Source organism: Nitrosomonas eutropha, from assembly GCF_003201195.1.
Classification (GTDB): domain Bacteria; phylum Pseudomonadota; class Gammaproteobacteria; order Burkholderiales; family Nitrosomonadaceae; genus Nitrosomonas; species Nitrosomonas eutropha.
Genome location: NZ_QICQ01000032.1, coordinates 12,176 through 31,351 on the forward strand (window position 1 = coordinate 12,176; position 19,176 = coordinate 31,351).

Sequence of the window (19,176 nt, forward strand, 5' to 3'; positions counted from 1 at the left end):
ACAAATTCTAAAAGAAACTATTTATTGTGCGCTGGCACTTGATTTTTACTTTCAGATTACTGGTGCTATTTCTTACTGGTTGCGCTGCCGTTGGGCCAGATTATGTGCCACCAGAAAAAATCACTCCCGAAAAATTTAATGCCGCACTGAGCGAAGATCAGAAAGCTAAATTATCGCTTCCTGAAACTGGGCAAGAAGCAGATGAGGCCAAAACGGAATTCACCAAACAAGTAACCCCTGCAATGTTGGTTGACTGGTGGAACACTCTGGAAGATCCATTATTAACGCGCTTAATTGAATGGGCCATCAGGGGCAATCTTGATCTTCAGCTTGCGCAGTCACGACTGAGAGAAGAACGCGCTTCGCGGGGAATTGCCAGATCAGGCCTGTTTCCAACCATAGAGGGAGATGCAGCATTTACGCGAAGAAAAACCAATCTACAATCAGGTGGCATCAGTGAAATTGACCTCTATTCCTTGAGCTTTGATGCTAGTTGGGAAATTGATATGTTTGGCGGCATCAGGCGCTCAATTGAATCGGCACAAGCCTCCGTTGAAGCACGTCAAGAAGAATTAAACGACACGCTGGTGACTTTGGTGGCTGAAGTCGCTATCAATTATATTGAAATTCGTGCCTTTCAAGCCCGGCTTGAAGCGGCTGTTAACAACCTGGAATCTCAAGAAGGGACGTTACAAATTGTTCAGGATCGGTTAGATGCCGGCCTGACAACGACACTGTCACTAGAGCAGGCGAAATATAATCTGGAAAATAGTAAATCAGAAATTCCAATGTTACAAACCGGTATCGAACAAGGTAAAAATGGTCTTGCAGTGCTGCTTGGAGAGTTCCCTGGGTCATTGGCAGAAGAATTGGAGCAGTACCAAAAAGTCCCAACGGTGTCAGTTGAAGTGGTTGTTGGCGTTCCCGCTGATTTGTTGCGTCGCAGGCCGGACGTCCGACGTGCGGAGCGCGAATTAGCAGCGCAAACGGCACGGGTTGGTGTGGCTACTGCAGACCTTTATCCAAGACTCTTCTTATTTGGTTCTGTAGGACTGGAATACATTTCTGCTGCCAGCTTTTTTACAGGACCCGCAGCCGCCTTCCAAATTGGACCGCAAATCAGATGGCCAGTTTTTAATGCTGGTCGTATCCGACAAAATATAAAAATAGAAGATGAGCGACAAAGTCAGGCGCTGATTCAATACGAGGCTTCGGTATTAACCGCAGTTAAAGATGTAGAAAATGCTTTAATCGATTTTGCGAATGAACAAGTTCGCAGACAAGCTTTGATAAAATCCACACAATCAGCAAAATCAGCAGTTAGCCTGTCGCGTGAATTGTACACTGCGGGCCTAACTGATTTTATTGGTGTGCTGGATGCAGAGAGAGCCTTATTTTCCTTTCAAGATCAGCTGGCAGTGAGTGAAGGAAAGGTTACTTCCAATTTGATTCGTCTGTATAAATCATTGGGCGGCGGATGGAAACCACTGATGCAAGATGCACCGTAGGCAGTTCTAGGTCAACAGCAAACACAATTTGAGGAACGTTGACTTGAAAAAAGTAAAACTGCTTACTTCTCTTCTAGGTCTTTCTTTGTTGGTCATTGTTTCTGGCTGTCAAAATGATGATAGTAATTCTGCAAGCCAACTAAAACAGCCTGCCCCGGCAGTAATGGTTACGCCGGTTATTCAGGAAAAAGTCGCTAAAATTCATGAACTGGTGGGTCGTACCGCCGCACTCAGAACGGTAAATCTAGTGGCTCGTGTGCAAGGCTTTCTGGAAAGACGGAATTTCATAGAAGGAGATAGCGTTAAAGAGGGTGATATTTTATACGTGATAGAGCAAGCGCCTTATCAAATCGAAGTTAAGGCTGCACAAGCGAAAGTAGCCGAAGCTAAAGCTACTCTACAGAATGCTAAATCTTATTTGCAACGATTAAAAACGGTGCGCCAAGGCGGAGTGTCACAAATGGACCTTGATAAAGCCAGCAGTGATTTTCTTAGCGCACAAGCGCTGTTAACCAGTGCCCAGGCCATGTTGGACCGAGCTAAATTGAATCTCAGTTACACTGAAATACGTTCTCCGATCAATGGGCGCATCGGTCGTAATTCTATCAGCACGGGAAACCTTGTCTCACCAAACTCCGGCATTTTAGCAACAATTGTGCTAATCGACCCCCTGTATGTACTTTTTACGGTGAGCGAAGTTGATTTCCTTACCGAGCTTCAAAACCAGCTGGAGAAGGGAGAGTCGACTATATTTGTTCCTAAAATTCAACTTGCCAATGGAACCATTTATCCTTTTGAAGGAAAATCGGATTTTATCAGCCCCATCGTGGATGAAAAGACTGGAACTATCACGATTCGAGCAATTTTCCCAAACCCCGATACAAAAGAATTACTCGGTCAGACAAATACGCCACAAAGCCGCCGCTTACTGATGCCGGGACAATTTGTTAAAGTTTTGGTAAGACGAGATGATGTAGAGGAAGAACATGTTATTCCCCAGTCGGCTATGCAGGAAGATCAAAGTGGGAAATATGTGCTGGTTGTTGATGCTGACAACCGCGTGCAAAAACGCTCAGTGACAGTCGGTGACAAAATCGGCGTAAATTGGATCATTAAGCGAGGTTTGCAGGTGGGCGAATTAGTGATATCTGAGGGTGCGCAAAAGGTTCGCCCCGGCATTACTGTACAAACTACCATAGCGGTTCCTTCTCAACCGATCGAGAAATAACCAGTGTTTAGTAATTTTTTTATCGAGCGTCCCCGCTTCGCTTTCGTCATTTCTATTGTCATTGTACTTGCTGGCCTGATATCCCTGTTAAAACTGCCTGTTTCTCTATTTCCCCAAATCACACCACCGCAAATACAAGTCAGTGCCTCATACCCAGGCGCGAATGCCCAAGTTGTAGAAGAAACCGTTGCTGCACCAATTGAATCTGTAGTTAATGGTGTCGAGGGCATGCTTTATATGTCTTCAGAAAGTGCCAATAATGGGACATACACGCTAGACATAACCTTTGAAATCGGAACTGACGTTGATATGGCAATGGTAAATGTCCAGAACCGATTGTCTCTGGCCACGCCAAGATTGCCCGAGGATGTCACTCGCTCAGGAATTACAGTACGAAAGCAATCTCCTGAATTTTTACAAATGGTATCTTTTACATCGCCAAATGGAACCTACGATCAATTGTTTCTTAGCAATTTCATCAGTTTAAATGTAAACGATGTACTTTCCAGGGTCCCAGGTGTCAGCCAGGTTTCTATTTTTGGCGCCCAAGATTATTCGATCCGGATTTGGCTAAATCCAGACAAAATGGTGGATTTAGCCATCACCACTGAAGATGTGACCGCTGCTATCCGCGATCAAAATATACAAGCTGCAGCCGGGCAAGTTGGGCAACCACCCTTGGCTCCCGATCAACAATTCCAATACACCATTCAAGCCAAAGGACGGCTTTCTGAAGTATCAGAATTTCAAGATATTATTATCCGGGCACAAGCAGATGGCTCTACTGTAAAAATGGAAGACATCGCACGCGTAGAGCTGGGCTCCCAAACGTTTAATGTTCTTTCTCGTTTGAATGGATCCCCAGCTGTTAATTTCGCTGTATATCAGCTGCCAGAAGCCAACGCACTGGAAGTTGCACAGGGTATCGAGACGACTCTGAAACAGCTGGCAGAACGATTCCCTGAAGATGTTGAGTATGCCTTGCCTTACGATTCCACTCGATTTATCAATAACTCTTTGACAGAGCTCGTTCAAACGCTGTTTATTGCTTTGAGTTTAGTCATATTGGTGGTTTACGCTTTTATTCAAGACTGGCGTGCCACCTTGATCCCAGCACTGGCAATTCCTGTATCACTGATCGGAACCTTTGCTGTTTTGCTGGTGATGGGTTATTCCATCAACACTTTGTCATTGTTTGCATTGGTGTTGGCGATTGGTATCGTCGTAGATGATGCAATTGTAGTGGTAGAAAATGTCCAGCGTCATCTACAGGAAGGATTACCCCCCGGGGATGCAACCAAAAAAACAATGACCGAAGTCACTGGTCCTGTTATTGCCACTACATTGGTTTTATTAGCGGTATTCGTGCCAATCGCTTTTCTAGAAGGTATTTCAGGCCAGCTCTATCGGCAGTTTTCTGTAACAATTGCCATAGCGGTTTCTATTTCATCGCTCACAGCTTTAACCTTGAGTCCCGCTTTATGCGCCATGATGCTTAGAAAGCAACAGGCACGTCCGTGGTTTGCGCTACGTTGGTTTGAAAAGATTTTTGGAAAAGTCTCCGAAGGTTATCTATTTTGCGTAAAAATTGTTGTAAGGCGATTAGTACTGACAGCACTACTTTTACTAATCATTACAGGCGGTGCATATTGGGTATTCAAAAACACGCCAACAGGATTTATTCCTCAGGAAGATCAGGGCATTATTTTTGTCGACATTCAGCTGCCTGATGGCGCTTCTTTGAACAGAACCGACAACGTGGTTAAACAAGTCGATGCGTTACTCTCCAACCTTCCAGGCGTAGAGGATATCGTTTCTTTAGCAGGGATTGGATTGCTGAGTGGTGTCAAATCAAACTCAGGAATGGTGATCAGTATTCTCAAGCCTTGGGATGAACGCACATCACCCGAGTTATCCAGTGATGCACTTATTGCACAAATATGGGGCATGATGGCACAAATTCCCGGTGCCAATTTGATCGCCTTCACTCCCCCACCTATCAGTGGGTTAGGCAGTACCGGGGGGTTTGAATTTCAACTCCAGGATAAAAGAGGCGGCGACCCTCAAGATCTTTCTGCAGCAATGCGTGGCTTTTTAATGGAAGCCAATCAAGATGCTCATTTGCAAAATGTGTACAGTACGTTTCGCGCGGATGTTCCACAGATAAAACTGGAAATAGACCGCCTGCAAGCAAAAGCGCTGGGCATCCCCGTGCGAGAGATATTTTCAAGCTTACAGACACAACTGGGCTCTCTCTATGTCAACGATTTTAGTAAGTTTGGTCGGGTTTATCGGGTAATCCTACAGGCCGAAGCACCTTATCGGGACAATGCTGATGATATTGGGAAAATCTATGTACGAAGTTCAGAAGGCATTATGGTTCCTCTTCGGACATTAACAAAAACATCCTCGATGTTGGGTTCTGATAGCCTCACACGTTTTAATATGTATCGTTCCGCACAAATCAATGGAAGCCCTGCCCCTGGATTAAGTTCCGGGCAGGGCATATCCGCAATGGAACAACTTGCAAAGCGAGTGCTTCCAGATGGAACAGAGTTTGAATGGTCTGGTATGTCATTTCAAGAAGTTCAGACAGGCTCTCAATTACCCATCATATTTGGCCTGGCTTTAATATTTGTTTTCTTGTTTTTAGTAGCCCAATATGAAAGCTGGTCTATCCCTTGGGGAGTCATACTTTCCGTTCCAATCGCCTTGGCAGGCGCGCTCATTATGATGTGGGGGATGGGGAATGTTTTGGATATTTACGCCCAGATTGGTCTCGTCATGTTGGTCGGTATGGCTTCAAAAAACGCAATCCTTATCGTCGAATTTGCTAAAGTGCAAAGAGAGAGAGTGGGTTGTCGATAGTTGAAGCAGCCATCAAATCCGCCCAACTCCGTTTTAGAGCAGTCATGATGACTGCGATTTCCTTCATTCTCGGTGTGCTCCCATTAGTCGTCGCATCAGGCGCAGGCGCAGCAAGTCGTCAATCACTTGGAACCGTTGTTTTTGGAGGAATGCTGGTTTCAGCAATCATTGGAACAATTTTAATTCCGGCTTTTTACGTGATCATTCAATCTATGACGGAAAACATGCGGCAACCAAAAACTCGCCTTTAAGCATATTAATTTGCAAAATGGCAACTGGCAATTGTCTTCTTAAAATAGGACTGAATACCCGAGTAAAAAGCAAAGCGTGTTTCAGAAAATTGCGGCGTTTGTAGAGAAGTTTAAAGGCGCAGGTGGAAAAATTTAGCTTAATTTTAATCAAGTACAATACAGCACTGCTAATTAATCTATATTTTCCTGATCTTAATGGCAACTTATGCAATTGGTGACCTACAAGGCTGTCACCGACATTTTCTTGACCTGCTTGACCTGACTGGCTTCAATTCCACGCGGGATAGGTTGTGGCTGGTGGGCGATATCGTTAACCGCGGCCCTGACTCCCTCTCATTATTGCGTACTTTGATGGCACTGGGAGATACCGTCACAATGGTACTCGGCAACCATGATCTTCATCTTTTGGCAGTCGCTGCCGGTTCTGCCCAACTGAAACACGGGGACACCTTGCAACCACTTCTGGATGCTCAGGATAGCAAAGTTCTGCTTGACTGGCTGAAGTGCCAGCGATTGTTCTATCACGAAGATGAATACGCCCTAGTCCATGCCGGGCTATTACCCGCCTGGCACACTGAACAAGCGGCGATGCTGGCACAAGAGGTTGAAGCAATCATCCACAGTGATCAATTTCAAATGTTTTCTCAATCAATGTATGGCAATGCACCTGATTGCTGGCAGGATACATTACGGGGAGAAAGCCGCTGGCGAGTCATCATTAACGCTATGACACGCATGCGCGTCTGTTCACCCAAAGGCAGAATGAATTTTTCCTACAAGGAAGGATTGTCCGCTATTCCCCAGGGATTGCTGCCCTGGTTTGAGATTCCCTGGCGTGCCAGCAAAGATGCAACGATTGTATTTGGGCATTGGTCTGCGCTGGGATTACATCTGACGCCCAATCTGATTGCTCTGGATACGGGATGCGTCTGGCAAGGCTGCCTGACAGCTATTCGACTGGAAGACAGGAAGGTATTTCAGGTACCGTGTGCATAATCTTCAGTGATAACGCTTGAGCAATGGCCTTTTCCGCCAGACGTGCAAGTTCGCGGCGGTTTTTATCATCTCCGGGAATGGGGCTCATGAAATTTAATTCTGCCTGAATTTCCGGTTCATTCAATATCAACATCAGAGATTGCAATATCGTTACGGTAACATAGACCACACTTGTATTCCGCGAACCATCGCGGTTGCTGTAACGAATCGCAATCGGACAAAGCAGTGCTTTTGCTGTTACAACTGGCTGCAACAAGGAGGCGTGAAAGTGCAGGAGCACATCGCCGTTACAGGTCGCACCTTCAGGAAATATAGCCACAGAGCATCCAGCCTTCAGCATACCGTCTATTTTCTGATTGACCCGTAACGTATCCCCCCGTTTTTTACGTTCAATAAACAGTGTCCCGGCACTCCGGCATAACCAGCCCAGCACTGGCCAGGTGCTGATTTCTGCCTTTGCAACGAAGCGCACAGGATACAAAGCCAGAATAACGATGATATCCAGCCACGAGGTGTGATTCGCCACAAAGAGCACCCCTTGCTGATTGCAGGCAGGCAGAGAACCACCGGAAGACAACTTCACATTAAGGATATGAAGAAATTTCTGTGCCCATTTACAGATCATGTGATTCTGCCGGGCTGTACTGGTATACGGAAGCAATAGCGATTGCAGTAATCCGGAAGCAATATGCAACATCAACCTGATAAACCGGATGCTTTTGACCAGCTTGTTTACCCTGGTTACGGCCATGGCGAACAGCAAGTCAAAGTGATCAGGGAAGAACCAGGTTGATAAATGTATTTTTCAGCCTTGGGCAGGCCACTAAAATATACGACTACCAAAAGATTCAAAATAGCGCTGACCGATCTCATCCCGCTCATAACGATGATTCTGGCCGCCACGATAAGCGATTTTCAGCGTGCCCATGAGTGAGGCAAGTTGCCCGGTTTCCTGCCAATCCATGCCCTGAGCAATGCCGTAGAGCAGCCCGGCGCGATAGGCATCCCCACAGCCCGTTGGATCAACCACTTTTTCCGGTCGAACAGCCGGTATCTGGAATTGCTTGCCCTGCGCATAAATCACCGAGCCTTCTGCTCCTTTTGTCTCGATAAGTGCGTTGACCCGGGTAGCCAGCTTATTCAATGTATAACCAGTAAGTGATTGCAGCAGCTGAGCTTCATAATCATTAACCGCAATGTAATCCGCCTTTTCAATGAAATCGAGCAACTCATCTCCATTGAACATCGGCATCCCCTGGCCGGGATCAAACATGAATGGAATACCAGCCTCATGAAACTCTCGGGCATGAGTCAACATTCCTTCTCGGCCATCCGGAGCGACAATACCCAGACTTATATCCGCAGCGTCCTTCACACTGTTCCGGTGTGAAAAATTCATTGCTCCCGGATGAAAGGCCGTAATCTGATTATCATCCAGGTCAGTGGTAATGAACGCCTGCGCTGTAAAAGTATCCTGCACCTGGCGGATATGGGTTTGCGCCAATCCAAGCTTTTCCAGCCTGTAGGCGTAGGGTTGAAAATCATCTCCAACCGTTGCCATGATCAGCATTTTGCCATCCAGCATCTGCAGGTTATAGGCAATGTTTGTCGCACATCCGCCAAACTCCCGACGCATCTCGGGCACCAGGAATGCTACATTCAAAACATGGATTTTGTCCGGAAGAATATGGCGTTTGAAACGGTCTTCAAACACCATGATTGTGTCATAGGCGATGGAGCCACAGATCAGTGTATGCATATCAGCTCAAATATCGTGTGCATGAGGTGAATCAGCCCGCTGGATTCCATACCAGATCAAGTTCACGAGCAGCCTTGACATCATCTATTTTCCGCAACGGCATGTTATGAGGCGCCGTCTTGACCATTTCCGGTTGCGTGTCTATCTCATCCAGAATCTCCTTCATCGCAACAACAAAGCGATCCAGCGTTTCTTTGGATTCGGTTTCAGCCGGCTCGATCAGCAAACATTCCGGCACCAGCAGCGGAAAATAGACGGTTGGCGCGTGAAAACCCTTGTCCAGCAGGCGCTTGGCCAGGTGCATTGCAGTCACTCCGGTTTTATCCTTGATTTCCTTCATAGTGACAATGAATTCGTGACTGGCTCGCCGGCTGGGATAGGCAATCTCAAAGCCCAGTTTGCGTAACTCGGCCAGCAGATAATTAGCATTGAGTGTTGCATATTCTGCAATCCGGAACATTCCTTCTGCACCCAGCAATCTGACATAGATGTAAGCACGCAACAGTACTCCTGCATTACCCATGTGCGCGGATAAGCGTCCGATAGATTGAGGACGATCTTTCTCCGTCAACCAGCGATAAACACCCTGTTCATGCGCCACGATAGGGATCGGCAAATAAGGCAACAAACAGTCTGCCACGCCTACCGGAGCCGCACCCGGCCCACCACCGCCATGAGGGGTCGAGAAAGTTTTATGCAGATTCATGTGGATCACATCAAATCCCATGTCACCCGGTTTGACTTTACCCAGTACTGCATTAAGATTGGCCCCATCGTAGTACAGCAAACCACCGGCCTCATGCACGACTCGGCTCATTTCTGCCACTTTTTTCTCGAATACGCCCAGAGTGGAAGGGTTAGTCAGCATTAAACCAGCTGTTCTGGGACTAACTGCCGCTTTCAAGGCTTCCATATCCACGTCACCATCGCGATCCGTAGGAATCTCGATCACCTTATAACCGCACATGACAGCGGTCGCCGGGTTGGTACCATGCGCAGCATCCGGGATGATGATCTCGGTGCGCTCGGTATCTCCACGCGCTTCATGATAGGCACGAATCATCGTAATACCGATCAGTTCGCCCTGTGCACCCGCCATGGAAGTCAGGCTAACCGCAGACATACCCGTAACGTCTTTCAGGATTTCCTGCAGCTCATACATACAAGCCAAGAAGCCTTGACCCGTATCTTCTGGCGCCAGCGGGTGGCGTGATAAAAATTGTGGCAACATGGCCAGTGCATTACAGGCACGCGGGTTGTATTTCATGGTGCAGGAACCAAGTGGGTAAAACTCCGTATCTATCGAGAAATTTTTCTGGGATAGCCGAGTATAGTGACGCACCGTATCCATTTCGGAAACCTCAGGCAACAAGGGAGCCGATTTGCGCTTCAGATTATCCGGAATATTGTTCTTGGCTGGCCGGGTTGCCGGAGCCTGGGAATAATTCAGGCGATTTTTGCGGGAATGTTCAAATATCAGCATGTTTTATCTTAGGTTGGTGAGATTGATTCAATACAGAACAAGTAACGCGGCTCTCTTCCGGTTTACTCCTGATTTCAGGCTTTCAGTATCTGCCGCAACATTTCAGTATATTTATCCAGATCTTCTGCTATTTTGGTTTCTGTTGCGCAGACCAGTAGCGTGTTCTTCAGATCCGGGTAGTAATTCTCAAGTAGTACACCTCCAAGTACGCCTTGCGCTTTGAGCTTGTTCAAGACTTCATCAGCCGGAACAGATAGCTGAAGCACTGCTTCGTGAAAGAACGGGCTGTGGAATGCTTTCTTCACGCCGGGAAGTGTTTCCAGTTGTTCCACCAGCGCCAAAGTGTTTGCATGAGATTGGGCGGCAACCCGATACAATCCTTCAGGCCCCAGTAACGACATGTAAATTGTCGCTGCTGTTACCATCAATCCCTGATTGGTACAAATATTGGAAGTTGCTTTCGAACGACGGATATGTTGCTCCCTTGCCTGCAATGTCAAGGCAAAACCTTCTTTGCCTTCCAGATCGGTAGTCCGTCCAATGATCCGCCCCGGCATTTGCCGAACCAGTTCTTGTTTGCAGGCCATGAAGCCAAAGTATGGCCCGCCACTGGAAAGTGGAATTCCCAGAGGTTGTCCTTCTCCGACAGCGATATCTGCTCCCTGACGCCCCCATTCTCCTGGTGGTTTCAACATGGCAAGTGCAGTCGGGTTAACCACTGCAATAGCCAGAGATTGCTTGTCGTGTGCCCAATCAGCCAGCGTATCGACCTGTTCGAGCACACCAAAAAAATTGGGTTGAGGAATAATCAGCGCAGCAAATTCTTCCTGTGCAAACTGGTCAAGCTGATCAATGGACACCTGCCCAGTGGCAGGATCGTATGGAACCTCAACCACCTCGATCGCCTGATTTCTGACAATGGTACGAACCACACTGCGATAAATTGGGTGCACAGTCTGCGGAACCAGAATACGTCTGGATGATTTGTGCTGGCGCACAGCCATCAGAGCAGCCTCGGCCAGAGCAGATGCCCCATCATACAAACTGGCATTGGACACATCCATTCCGGCCAACGACGCCATCATAGTCTGGTATTCGTACAACAATTGCAATGTCCCCTGGCTGGCCTCTGCCTGATAAGGTGTGTAGGAAGAATAAAATTCTCCCCGGGTTGTTATTTGCCAGACTGCTGCTGGAATATGATGTTCATAAGCACCTGCGCCGATAAAGCTGAGATAGAACCCATCTTTCTGCGCACGTTCGTACATGAGGCGCGAAATTTCCATTTCGCTCATGCCAGTCGGTACCTGGGTTAATTTCCCGTTTTTTAGCTCGGCGGGAATTTCGTCGAATAATTCATCGATAGATGTAGCGCCAATGCTGGCAAGCATTTCTGTTACATCTTCTTCTGTATGGGGAATAAATGGCATGATTAACTGTATTATCCAAAAAACTTAAAGGTTATGTCTGCTTGTCTATTTACTGCAAACAGCTTTAACAAAGCGGTGAAAAACTTCTGCGTTGCCATCGTTGTGTTAACAACAGGCTCAAAGCTCATTTACCGTATACATAAACTGCGCTTTTTTGCCTGTTTTGCCTTGCTCCGACGGCATCTTCATCAATGTTTCTCACCATCCTGTTAATGTGCATCACTTTCCAGCAGCTTTTCATATCCGTTGGCATCAAGTAATCCATCAATTTCAGCCGTATTGGCCGGCTTCAGTTTAAACAACCAGGCTGAATAACTATCTTCATTTATTTTTTCCGGGGATGATTCCACCTCAGCATTGATAGCAATAACTTCTCCGCTGAGTGGAGCATAAATATCTGAAGCCGCCTTGACAGATTCCACTACCGCACAATCTTCCTGCTGCGCCAGGATGCGCCCTACCTTGGGCAATTCAACGAACACCATATCTCCCAGTAATTCCTGGGCATGTTGAGTGATACCTACTGTTACCGTACCATCTGCCTCCAACTTGATCCATTCGTGTGATTTTGCATATTTCAGCTCTGCTGGAACGCTCATTTATCCGTCACTCCCCTAAATTTAGGTTTAAAAATTCAAAATGCTTTATCTGCTGATACTTTTACAAAAATCAGATCAGTGCCTGGCCATTGCGTACAAACGGGTATTTAACAACCCTTGCCGCAAGCTGTTTATCCCGCACGACAACATGTACCTGCTCTCCTGCAGCGATTCCCACCGGAATACGAGCCAGTGCAATCGACTGATTTAAAGTGGGCGAAAATCCACCACTGGTGATTTCTCCCTCACCAGCGATACCCTCATGCTGTGTAATAATTTTTTGATGGTTGCGTAATACGCCCTTATCCAGCAGAACCAGTCCTACCAATTGTTGATTAACCGGCTTTTCAAGCAAGGCCTGTTTGCCAATAAAATCCCGCTCGCTTTTTAGATCTACGGTCCACGCCAATCCGGATTCGAGCGGATTGGTGGTTTCGTCCATATCCTGACCATAAAGATTCATACCTGCTTCCAGACGCAGGGTGTCGCGTGAACCCAGGCCAGCCGGGGCCACACCCGCCGCATGCAGCTTTTGCCAAAAAGCTGCAGCCTCATCGGCGGGTAATGTAATTTCAAAGCCATCCTCACCGGTATAGCCGGTACGCGCAATGAAATAGTTGCCAAATGCTACTGACTGGAATGGCTTCAGGTCTTCTGAAGCTGCTTTGGAATCTGGAATAACAGCCCATACTTTTGCACGAGCATTCGGCCCTTGCACAGCGATCATGGCAAGGTCACGACGTGGAGTGATGGTTAAATCAGGTGCATGTTGACTGGATTGCAAGGTAATCCAGTCAATATCCTTATCCGCCGTACCGGCATTCACCACCAGACGAAACCAGGATTCGGACAGGAAATAAATGATCAGATCATCGATAATCCCACCAGCAGGATTCAACATACAGGTATAGAGCGCCTTACCAGGAACGGTAAGCTTATCGATATTATTTGCTACCAATCCTCGCAGAAATTGACGAACATTTTCGCCGTGAAGATCGACTGTCAGCATATGGGAGACATCAAACATGCCGGCATCACGTCTGACAGCATGATGCTCATCCAACTGGGAACCATAGTGTAAGGGCATATCCCAACCACCAAAATCCACCATTTTTGCGTGCATGCCACGGTGTGCCGCATTCAGAGGGGTTGTCTTCAGCATTTATTCTCTCTCAAAAGTAAAAGGAAAGTTTTATCTGTGCTATTTCTGCATCCACGCAATACTACTCATGATCGCAGCGGCCAACAGATATCAACTACCCCCTCTGTCCTTTTACCTGAGAGTTTTACGGATAACTTTCCGCATGCCCCTTCGGTGGCTGAAATTGTTTCAGCGCTCTCCAGATTGCCGATCACAAGCAGTTATTCAAGCTTTACACAGCCACACCTGAGCGATTCCGGGGGGTTACGCCTTCGGTGACGCTGTGTTTTATTCAGACACAGCGCACTCTCCTGCCTGGATGAAATGTTAGCAGGTCGAACTATACTCTAGCTTGGGATATTAAGACAAGGTGAGACCGCAGCGTTGCGCCAGCACCACAGCAGAATCAACGCTTGCGGCAATTTCAGCCCGTATCGCTGATGTAGCACGAGCATATATGTAAAGCTATTATCATTTCATGGTTCTCCCGGCTAGCTTGATGGATTCTATCAGCGCTCTCATGACAGTTCGCGCCATGAGCAGCGGATAACAAATTTTGTCTATACAATCATCCGGGACTGAACAGGTGATAACAGACAGCAAACACAATCAGCCTGTTGCTGACAACAAACTGAACAGAAATTTCTCTCCCAAACAGCCTAACCGTCCGAGGAGATTCAAAGAGTGCGCTCGTGCCAAGCGCACATCAATAACAAATCCAGCTTGTACTCAGATCTGCTATTTTTGAAGTTGTCTCATCAATCAAGCGGCAGCCAGTCCTTGCCAATCAGGAAATCAGTATAGAGCTTTGCTTCCGGGCTACCCGCTGCGGGTGACCAATCGTAACGCCATTTGACGATAGGCGGCAGTGACATCAGGATAGATTCGGTACGCCCCCCTGACTGTAGGCCAAACAGCGTTCCGCGATCCCATACCAGGTTAAATTCCACATAACGACCGCGGCGATAGGCTTGAAAATCCCGTTCACGTTCGCCATAAGGAAGATTGCAGCGTTTTTGCAGGATGGGGACATACGCCGCCAGAAACTGATCCCCTACACTTTTGGTCAGGTTGAAACAGGTGACAAAATCCGGCTGGTTGAGGTCGTCAAAAAATACACCACCTATTCCACGCGGTTCTTTGCGGTGTTTCAGGTAAAAGTATTCATCACACCATTTTTTGAAACGTGGGTAATATTCACTACCCGAAGGCTGAAGTGCATGCTTGCAGATCTGATGAAAATGAATAGCATCCTCTTCGAAACCATAGTAAGGCGTAAGATCCATACCCCCGCCAAACCACCAGACTGGTTCGGCTCCTTCTTTGATGGCGGCAAAAAAACGGACATTCATGTGGACAGTCGGTGCATAGGGATTGCGCGGATGCAGCACCAGTGAAACCCCCGCTGCTTCAAACGCCCTGCCTGCAAGTTCTGGCCGGGCTGCTGTAGCCGAGGCAGGCAAACCTTTCCCATGTACATGGGAAAAATTGACACCACCACGCTCCAATACATTGCCTTCTTCGATCACACAACTGGTTCCTCCCCCACCTTCCGGGCGATCCCATGAATCGCGACGAAATGAACCACCATCAGCCTGCTCCAATCCGGCCACAATATTATTCTGTAAATTAACCAGATAATCCTTGACTTGTGCAAAGTCCATATCCTCTCCCAATATGTGATGCTGATATTCGTCAATCGGCCTTTTCGGGCAATTCTACCTTCACACATTCAAATTAGCACGCTGATACCACGCCACCACTCAATTGTCATCCCATCTCTCCGTTTTGGCTTATGTTAGACTCCATGATTTCCTCGTTTAACCAAGGATCTGTAATGTCTGGCAATACCATCGGAAAGCTGTTTTGCGTCACTTCATTTGGTGAATCCCACGGCCCGGCGATCGGCTGTATCGTGGACGGATGCCCCCCCGGGCTAGTGTTATCTGCCATGGATATTCAGCTGGAGCTCGATCGACGCAAACCTGGCACTTCCCGACATGTCACCCAACGGCATGAGGGAGATCGGGTGGAAATACTCTCGGGCGTATTTGACAACATCACAACGGGGACACCAATTGCTCTGCTGATTCGTAATGAAGATCAGCGCAGCAAGGATTACAGTAAGATCATGGATGTGTTCCGTCCTGGCCATGCAGATTACACCTACTGGCAAAAATACGGCATTCGCGATTATCGTGGTGGCGGTCGTTCATCCGCACGGGAAACGGCTGTGCGGGTAGCAGCTGGCGCTATTGCCAAAAAATGGCTGCATGAACGCTATGGCATTGTCATTCGGGGCTATATGGCGCAGCTTGGCCCAATCGCCATTCCCTTTAAAAACTGGGAAGTCATCAACCAGAATCCTTTTTTTGTCGCGGATGATGACTACGTTCCCAAACTGGAAGCATTTATGGATGCCTTGCGCAAATCAGGCGATTCAGCGGGTGCCCGGATCAATGTAATAGCGGAAGGTGTGCCTGTTGGCTGGGGTGAACCGGTTTACGACCGGCTGGATGCTGATATTGCTTACGCCATGATGAGTATCAACGCAGCCAAGGGGGTAGAAATCGGTGCAGGATTCAATAGTGTGACGCAAAAAGGAACAGAACACTCGGATGAAATCACACCCGAAGGATTTCTGAGCAACAATGCCGGTGGAATTCTGGGAGGTATTTCCAGCAGCCAGCCGATTACCGTCAGCGTAGCGATCAAGCCCACCTCGAGCATCCGGCTCGGGCGACGTTCTATCGACAAGGCCGGCAATCCCGTGATTGTTGAAACCCACGGCAGACACGACCCCTGCGTCGGCATCCGGGCAACACCTATCGTGGAAGCGATGCTGGCTATCGTCTTGATGGATCATGCCCTGCGTCATCGAGGACAGAATGAAGATGTGGTTTGTACCACTCCCAAAGTTCCCGGAAATATCATCAACCCGACAAATCCGGTAACAACACAACCCGACGTACGCCGGGCTGAAGATCCGGAACCGGATGAAAATTCGTAAACAGATTATTTACCCCAGAAAAACAGGTAATTCTCAACTCTGCCTCTCTCACATCAACTCGTCGCTGAGAACTAAAAAAATCACTGATCAAGCAACAACAACCGCATAATTCGTACTTGAGAAATCCACATTCGATATGCCAGAAAGTCAGAATCGTTTAAGAACCTGAAACAGGTTCCGTTTTAAGGACAACTTTATGTAAGGAGATGGCAGAATGGGCACAAGACGATCAAATTTTGCTGTTTACGCGGGATTGCTGTTTCTCTTGACCAGCAGTACTGCAGGATGGGCGCAGGACATCAGTGAAATTCAACGACAATTCAACACTGAAATTCTCAATAAGCCATTTAGTGTTCCCAGCGATGCAGAACTGACCTCCGCATTGAAAGAGGCCACACAAAAGGGCAAATCCAGCATCGCGCCCAGCCAGAAACCGGCTTGCGTCGGACCTGGGTGTACGACAGGTGGAAATTACGGTTACGGAAGCTACTTTGGAGGATACGCCCGACCCTATTATGGCGGCTATTACGGCCTTAATCGCTACCTTCCCTTTTATTACGGCTGGTAAATTGTTCAATTGCAAAGTATATGCAAGCGGCAATCACATATCTCAGCTATATAAAAACAGTTTATTCGTTTGATCTTTAATTTTTCACACAAATACTAAAACTAAATACCAGGAGGTGAAATGGATTATTCCATCAGTAAACCAGCCCGGGCTCTGGCCGGGATCATAGTTCTCTCTTTGACATTGGGTGGTTGTGCTGCAGTTCATACATCCATTGCAAAAAAGGATTTGGATGTGCAAACCAAGATGAGTGACACTATTTTTCTGGATCCAGTTGAGCCAGGGCAAAAAGTTGTCTACCTGAACATTCGCAATGCTTCTGACAAAACCAATTTCGATATTTCCCCGTCTGTCATCAATTCATTACAAAGCAAAGGTTACCGCATTACAGAAAACCCGAAAGCGGCGCATTACTGGTTGCAAGTCAACGTGCTAAGCGTTGAGAAAGCCAGCCCGACCGCAGCCGAATCCGCTTTGAGAGCGGGTTATGGTGGGCTGGGCAGTGCAGCAATGGGCGCTGCAGTAGGCTCGGCAACTGGCGCAGCTATTAGTGGCTGGAGCGGCGCCGGGATTGGTGGGCTCGCCGGCGCGGCAGCATTTGGCCTGGTGGATACCATCGCCGGGGCTGCAGTAAAAGACGTTACCTTTATGGCCATCACCGATATTGAGATCGCTGAGCGTGCTGAAGATGGCGTCATCGTACGCGAAGATCGTCAACAGGATCTGAAACAGGGGGTTGGAGGTTCTAAAAGACAGACTTCTTCCAAAGTCAGCGAAATGAACAAGTATCGCACCCGCGTCGTCAGCATCGCCAACAAGGCCAATCTTGAATATGAAGAAGCCGCACCTGAATTAACGAATGGCCTGGCACGCACTATTTCCGGATTATTCTGACATTCTGCCTGCCACCTGGCACAACATCTGGGGGCGACTCATCAAAGGAGATCCACAATGACCATAGACACCATGATCATCACGCTGACTTCAGTGGCTTTGTTGTCATCCACAACTATATTGGCAACACAGCCCGCTGACAGCCATTCAGTGGTCAATCGTATGGCAAAAGAGCTGGGACTCAGTGACACGCAGCGCTCCCAGGTTGAAACTATTCTCAACAATGAGAAAAAGGAAGTTGAAGCAGTGTTCAACGAGGAGAAGATGAAATTACAGGCAATTCAGGAAGAAACCCATACCAACTTGCAAGCGGTACTCACGCCTGAACAAATGCAGAAACTGGATAGAAAAATGCGCCAGAAAAGCAGCTCTGGCAGAAAATAGATTTTAGAACCTGTTTATGATCTTATAAAATTGGTGATCATGCTGGGGCATGAGAACCTGTTCAAGATCTCGATCAAGGGATGCAGTGCAAGGCAAAATTGAACGAGAAAGCGGAGCATACTTGAAGTATGTGAGCATTTTGAGTTCAATTTCAACGCCGTAATGTGCCCTTCAGTGAGATATTGAACAGGTTCTGAGAAAAAGTTATCCAGGCGCTCCATCTATCGCAAGAACAATTTGCTGCCATTCAGCCGATCCTGAAAAGAGTTCGCAAAGTCACCAATCTGCGTCACCAAACCGCGCATTGTTGACCTGTTTGATGTGTTTTACAAAGTGGTGTACATGCTTAAAACGGACTACCAATGGCGAGCGCTTCTCGGTGACTACCTGAAACGGGAAATGGTTTGCGCATATTTCTCCAAATGAAAAAAACCTGACGTCGGTGGCATGAGTGCGTTGGAGTGCGCATTAAAAAATCAGATATAAAAGAGCTGCATGCGGGTAATAAAATACCCGGAATCAAACGAGACATATTGCTGCATTGGCGCCAGTAGCATCCCGACTGTCCCGTGTATTGAGTATGCTTGCAGTCTGGCTACACAGCCCAACCATTTACCGATTGTGTTTGGGTGAGGTGATCACGGTGCAGATCGCCAGGAGAAATGAACTGCACACTTTTCCTGCCATTCCCAGGCGTTGGATTGTGAAACGAACTTTTTAATGGCAGGAAAAATGCCGGTGATTATGGAAGAGCTGTGAGCACAAACTCAATACCAGCCTGCAATTTACCCACCTGGCCTTCCTGGCTCTACTACTCAAAAGATCGTAAACAGGCGCTTAGTGTTTAGTCCCACGGTGTGCCGGTGTAACATATAACCAGCTACGGAGGGATGATTTATGGGACAGATATTACACGGAAGCGCCCGCACGACAGTGGCGGTGCGTCGAGCGATACAAAATAGTCAAGAGAGTCTGAATGTTCTGGCCAAGCGGCATGGGATTAATCCAAAAACGGTAGCGAAGTGGCGGAAGCGGGAATTCACCCACGATGCACCGA

General features: G+C 47.5%; 14 protein-coding genes, 3 pseudogenes and 1 riboswitch. Of the genes and pseudogenes, 10 read left to right on the forward strand and 7 right to left on the reverse strand.

Going from position 1 to position 19,176, the window contains the following annotated elements; all coding sequences use genetic code 11:
• Positions 1 to 26 precede the first annotated feature (26 nt).
• The 4 genes and pseudogenes from C8R14_RS10820 (at position 27) to C8R14_RS10835 (ending at position 6,851) form a co-directional block, all read left to right on the forward strand.
• Positions 27 to 1,508, forward strand: a complete 1,482-nt coding sequence (locus tag C8R14_RS10820) for an efflux transporter outer membrane subunit (RefSeq protein WP_011634976.1) — start codon at positions 27 to 29, stop codon at positions 1,506 to 1,508.
• Positions 1,509 to 1,551: 43 nt separating this feature from the next.
• A complete protein-coding gene (locus C8R14_RS10825; RefSeq protein WP_041353551.1) occupies positions 1,552 to 2,736 on the forward strand; it encodes an efflux RND transporter periplasmic adaptor subunit in 1,185 nt (394 codons plus the stop codon).
• A 3-nt stretch (positions 2,737 to 2,739) separates the two neighbouring features.
• Positions 2,740 to 5,855: pseudogene (locus C8R14_RS10830) on the forward strand (efflux RND transporter permease subunit).
• A gap of 195 nt (positions 5,856 to 6,050) precedes the next feature.
• A complete protein-coding gene (locus tag C8R14_RS10835; protein WP_011634980.1) occupies positions 6,051 to 6,851 on the forward strand; it encodes a symmetrical bis(5'-nucleosyl)-tetraphosphatase in 801 nt (266 codons plus the stop codon).
• Here the strand turns inward: C8R14_RS10835 and C8R14_RS10840 are convergent.
• From C8R14_RS10840 to hemF, 7 genes are all read right to left on the reverse strand, one after another.
• Entirely contained in the window at positions 6,805 to 7,476 is a 672-nt protein-coding gene (locus C8R14_RS10840; protein WP_240142179.1) for a lysophospholipid acyltransferase family protein, read from the reverse strand. The genes C8R14_RS10835 and C8R14_RS10840 overlap by 47 nt on opposite strands.
• 198 nt (positions 7,477 to 7,674) lie before the next feature.
• Positions 7,675 to 8,610, reverse strand: coding sequence for a carbohydrate kinase family protein (locus C8R14_RS10845; protein ID WP_011634982.1), 936 nt, complete (start codon positions 8,608 to 8,610; stop codon positions 7,675 to 7,677).
• Between the two features lie 31 nt (positions 8,611 to 8,641).
• The gene (gene gcvPB, locus C8R14_RS10850) at positions 8,642 to 10,093 is read right to left on the reverse strand and encodes an aminomethyl-transferring glycine dehydrogenase subunit GcvPB (protein WP_011634983.1); all 1,452 of its coding nucleotides are present in this window, start codon (positions 10,091 to 10,093) and stop codon (positions 8,642 to 8,644) included.
• A 74-nt stretch (positions 10,094 to 10,167) separates the two neighbouring features.
• Positions 10,168 to 11,523, reverse strand: a complete 1,356-nt coding sequence (gene gcvPA, locus C8R14_RS10855) for an aminomethyl-transferring glycine dehydrogenase subunit GcvPA (protein ID WP_011634984.1) — start codon at positions 11,521 to 11,523, stop codon at positions 10,168 to 10,170.
• A gap of 209 nt (positions 11,524 to 11,732) precedes the next feature.
• Positions 11,733 to 12,122, reverse strand: coding sequence for a glycine cleavage system protein GcvH (gene gcvH / locus C8R14_RS10860; protein WP_011634985.1), 390 nt, complete (start codon positions 12,120 to 12,122; stop codon positions 11,733 to 11,735).
• Between the two features lie 70 nt (positions 12,123 to 12,192).
• Positions 12,193 to 13,284 carry a glycine cleavage system aminomethyltransferase GcvT gene (gene gcvT / locus C8R14_RS10865; protein WP_011634986.1) on the reverse strand — a complete coding sequence of 364 codons (1,092 nt, stop codon included), beginning with the start codon at positions 13,282 to 13,284 and terminating at the stop codon, positions 12,193 to 12,195.
• A 93-nt stretch (positions 13,285 to 13,377) separates the two neighbouring features.
• Positions 13,378 to 13,476: riboswitch (glycine riboswitch) on the reverse strand.
• A gap of 545 nt (positions 13,477 to 14,021) precedes the next feature.
• Entirely contained in the window at positions 14,022 to 14,927 is a 906-nt protein-coding gene (gene hemF / locus C8R14_RS10870) for an oxygen-dependent coproporphyrinogen oxidase (RefSeq protein ID WP_011634987.1), read from the reverse strand.
• A gap of 173 nt (positions 14,928 to 15,100) precedes the next feature.
• Here hemF and aroC point away from each other — a divergent pair, with 173 nt between their 5' ends.
• The 6 genes and pseudogenes from aroC to C8R14_RS10900 all read left to right on the forward strand — a co-directional run.
• Positions 15,101 to 16,273, forward strand: a complete 1,173-nt coding sequence (gene aroC / locus C8R14_RS10875) for a chorismate synthase (protein ID WP_011634988.1) — start codon at positions 15,101 to 15,103, stop codon at positions 16,271 to 16,273.
• Between the two features lie 214 nt (positions 16,274 to 16,487).
• Complete coding sequence (locus tag C8R14_RS10880; protein ID WP_011634989.1) at positions 16,488 to 16,841, forward strand: hypothetical protein; 354 nt, start codon at positions 16,488 to 16,490, stop codon at positions 16,839 to 16,841.
• Between the two features lie 120 nt (positions 16,842 to 16,961).
• A complete protein-coding gene (locus C8R14_RS10885; protein WP_011634990.1) occupies positions 16,962 to 17,735 on the forward strand; it encodes a complement resistance protein TraT in 774 nt (257 codons plus the stop codon).
• 57 nt (positions 17,736 to 17,792) lie between these two features.
• Entirely contained in the window at positions 17,793 to 18,119 is a 327-nt protein-coding gene (locus C8R14_RS10890; protein ID WP_011634991.1) for a hypothetical protein, read from the forward strand.
• A 206-nt stretch (positions 18,120 to 18,325) separates the two neighbouring features.
• Positions 18,326 to 18,948: pseudogene (locus C8R14_RS10895) on the forward strand (transposase family protein).
• Positions 18,949 to 19,016: 68 nt separating this feature from the next.
• Positions 19,017 to 19,176: pseudogene (locus C8R14_RS10900) on the forward strand (IS481 family transposase); the annotation flags it as partial.

What these genes read in the sequence shown, in the direction of transcription:
- gcvH (WP_011634985.1), bottom strand. Translation starts at nt 12,122, where the DNA reads ATGAGCGTTCCAGCAGAGCTGAAATATGCAAAATCACACGAATGGATC.
- C8R14_RS10845 (WP_011634982.1), bottom strand. Translation starts at nt 8,610, where the DNA reads ATGCATACACTGATCTGTGGCTCCATCGCCTATGACACAATCATGGTG.
- C8R14_RS10840 (WP_240142179.1), bottom strand. Translation starts at nt 7,476, where the DNA reads ATGATCTGTAAATGGGCACAGAAATTTCTTCATATCCTTAATGTGAAG.
- C8R14_RS10880 (WP_011634989.1), top strand. Translation starts at nt 16,488, where the DNA reads ATGGGCACAAGACGATCAAATTTTGCTGTTTACGCGGGATTGCTGTTT.
- gcvT (WP_011634986.1), bottom strand. Translation starts at nt 13,284, where the DNA reads ATGCTGAAGACAACCCCTCTGAATGCGGCACACCGTGGCATGCACGCA.
- hemF (WP_011634987.1), bottom strand. Translation starts at nt 14,927, where the DNA reads ATGGACTTTGCACAAGTCAAGGATTATCTGGTTAATTTACAGAATAAT.
- C8R14_RS10890 (WP_011634991.1), top strand. Translation starts at nt 17,793, where the DNA reads ATGACCATAGACACCATGATCATCACGCTGACTTCAGTGGCTTTGTTG.
- gcvPB (WP_011634983.1), bottom strand. Translation starts at nt 10,093, where the DNA reads ATGCTGATATTTGAACATTCCCGCAAAAATCGCCTGAATTATTCCCAG.
- aroC (WP_011634988.1), top strand. Translation starts at nt 15,101, where the DNA reads ATGTCTGGCAATACCATCGGAAAGCTGTTTTGCGTCACTTCATTTGGT.
- gcvPA (WP_011634984.1), bottom strand. Translation starts at nt 11,523, where the DNA reads ATGCCATTTATTCCCCATACAGAAGAAGATGTAACAGAAATGCTTGCC.
- C8R14_RS10885 (WP_011634990.1), top strand. Translation starts at nt 16,962, where the DNA reads ATGGATTATTCCATCAGTAAACCAGCCCGGGCTCTGGCCGGGATCATA.
- C8R14_RS10835 (WP_011634980.1), top strand. Translation starts at nt 6,051, where the DNA reads ATGGCAACTTATGCAATTGGTGACCTACAAGGCTGTCACCGACATTTT.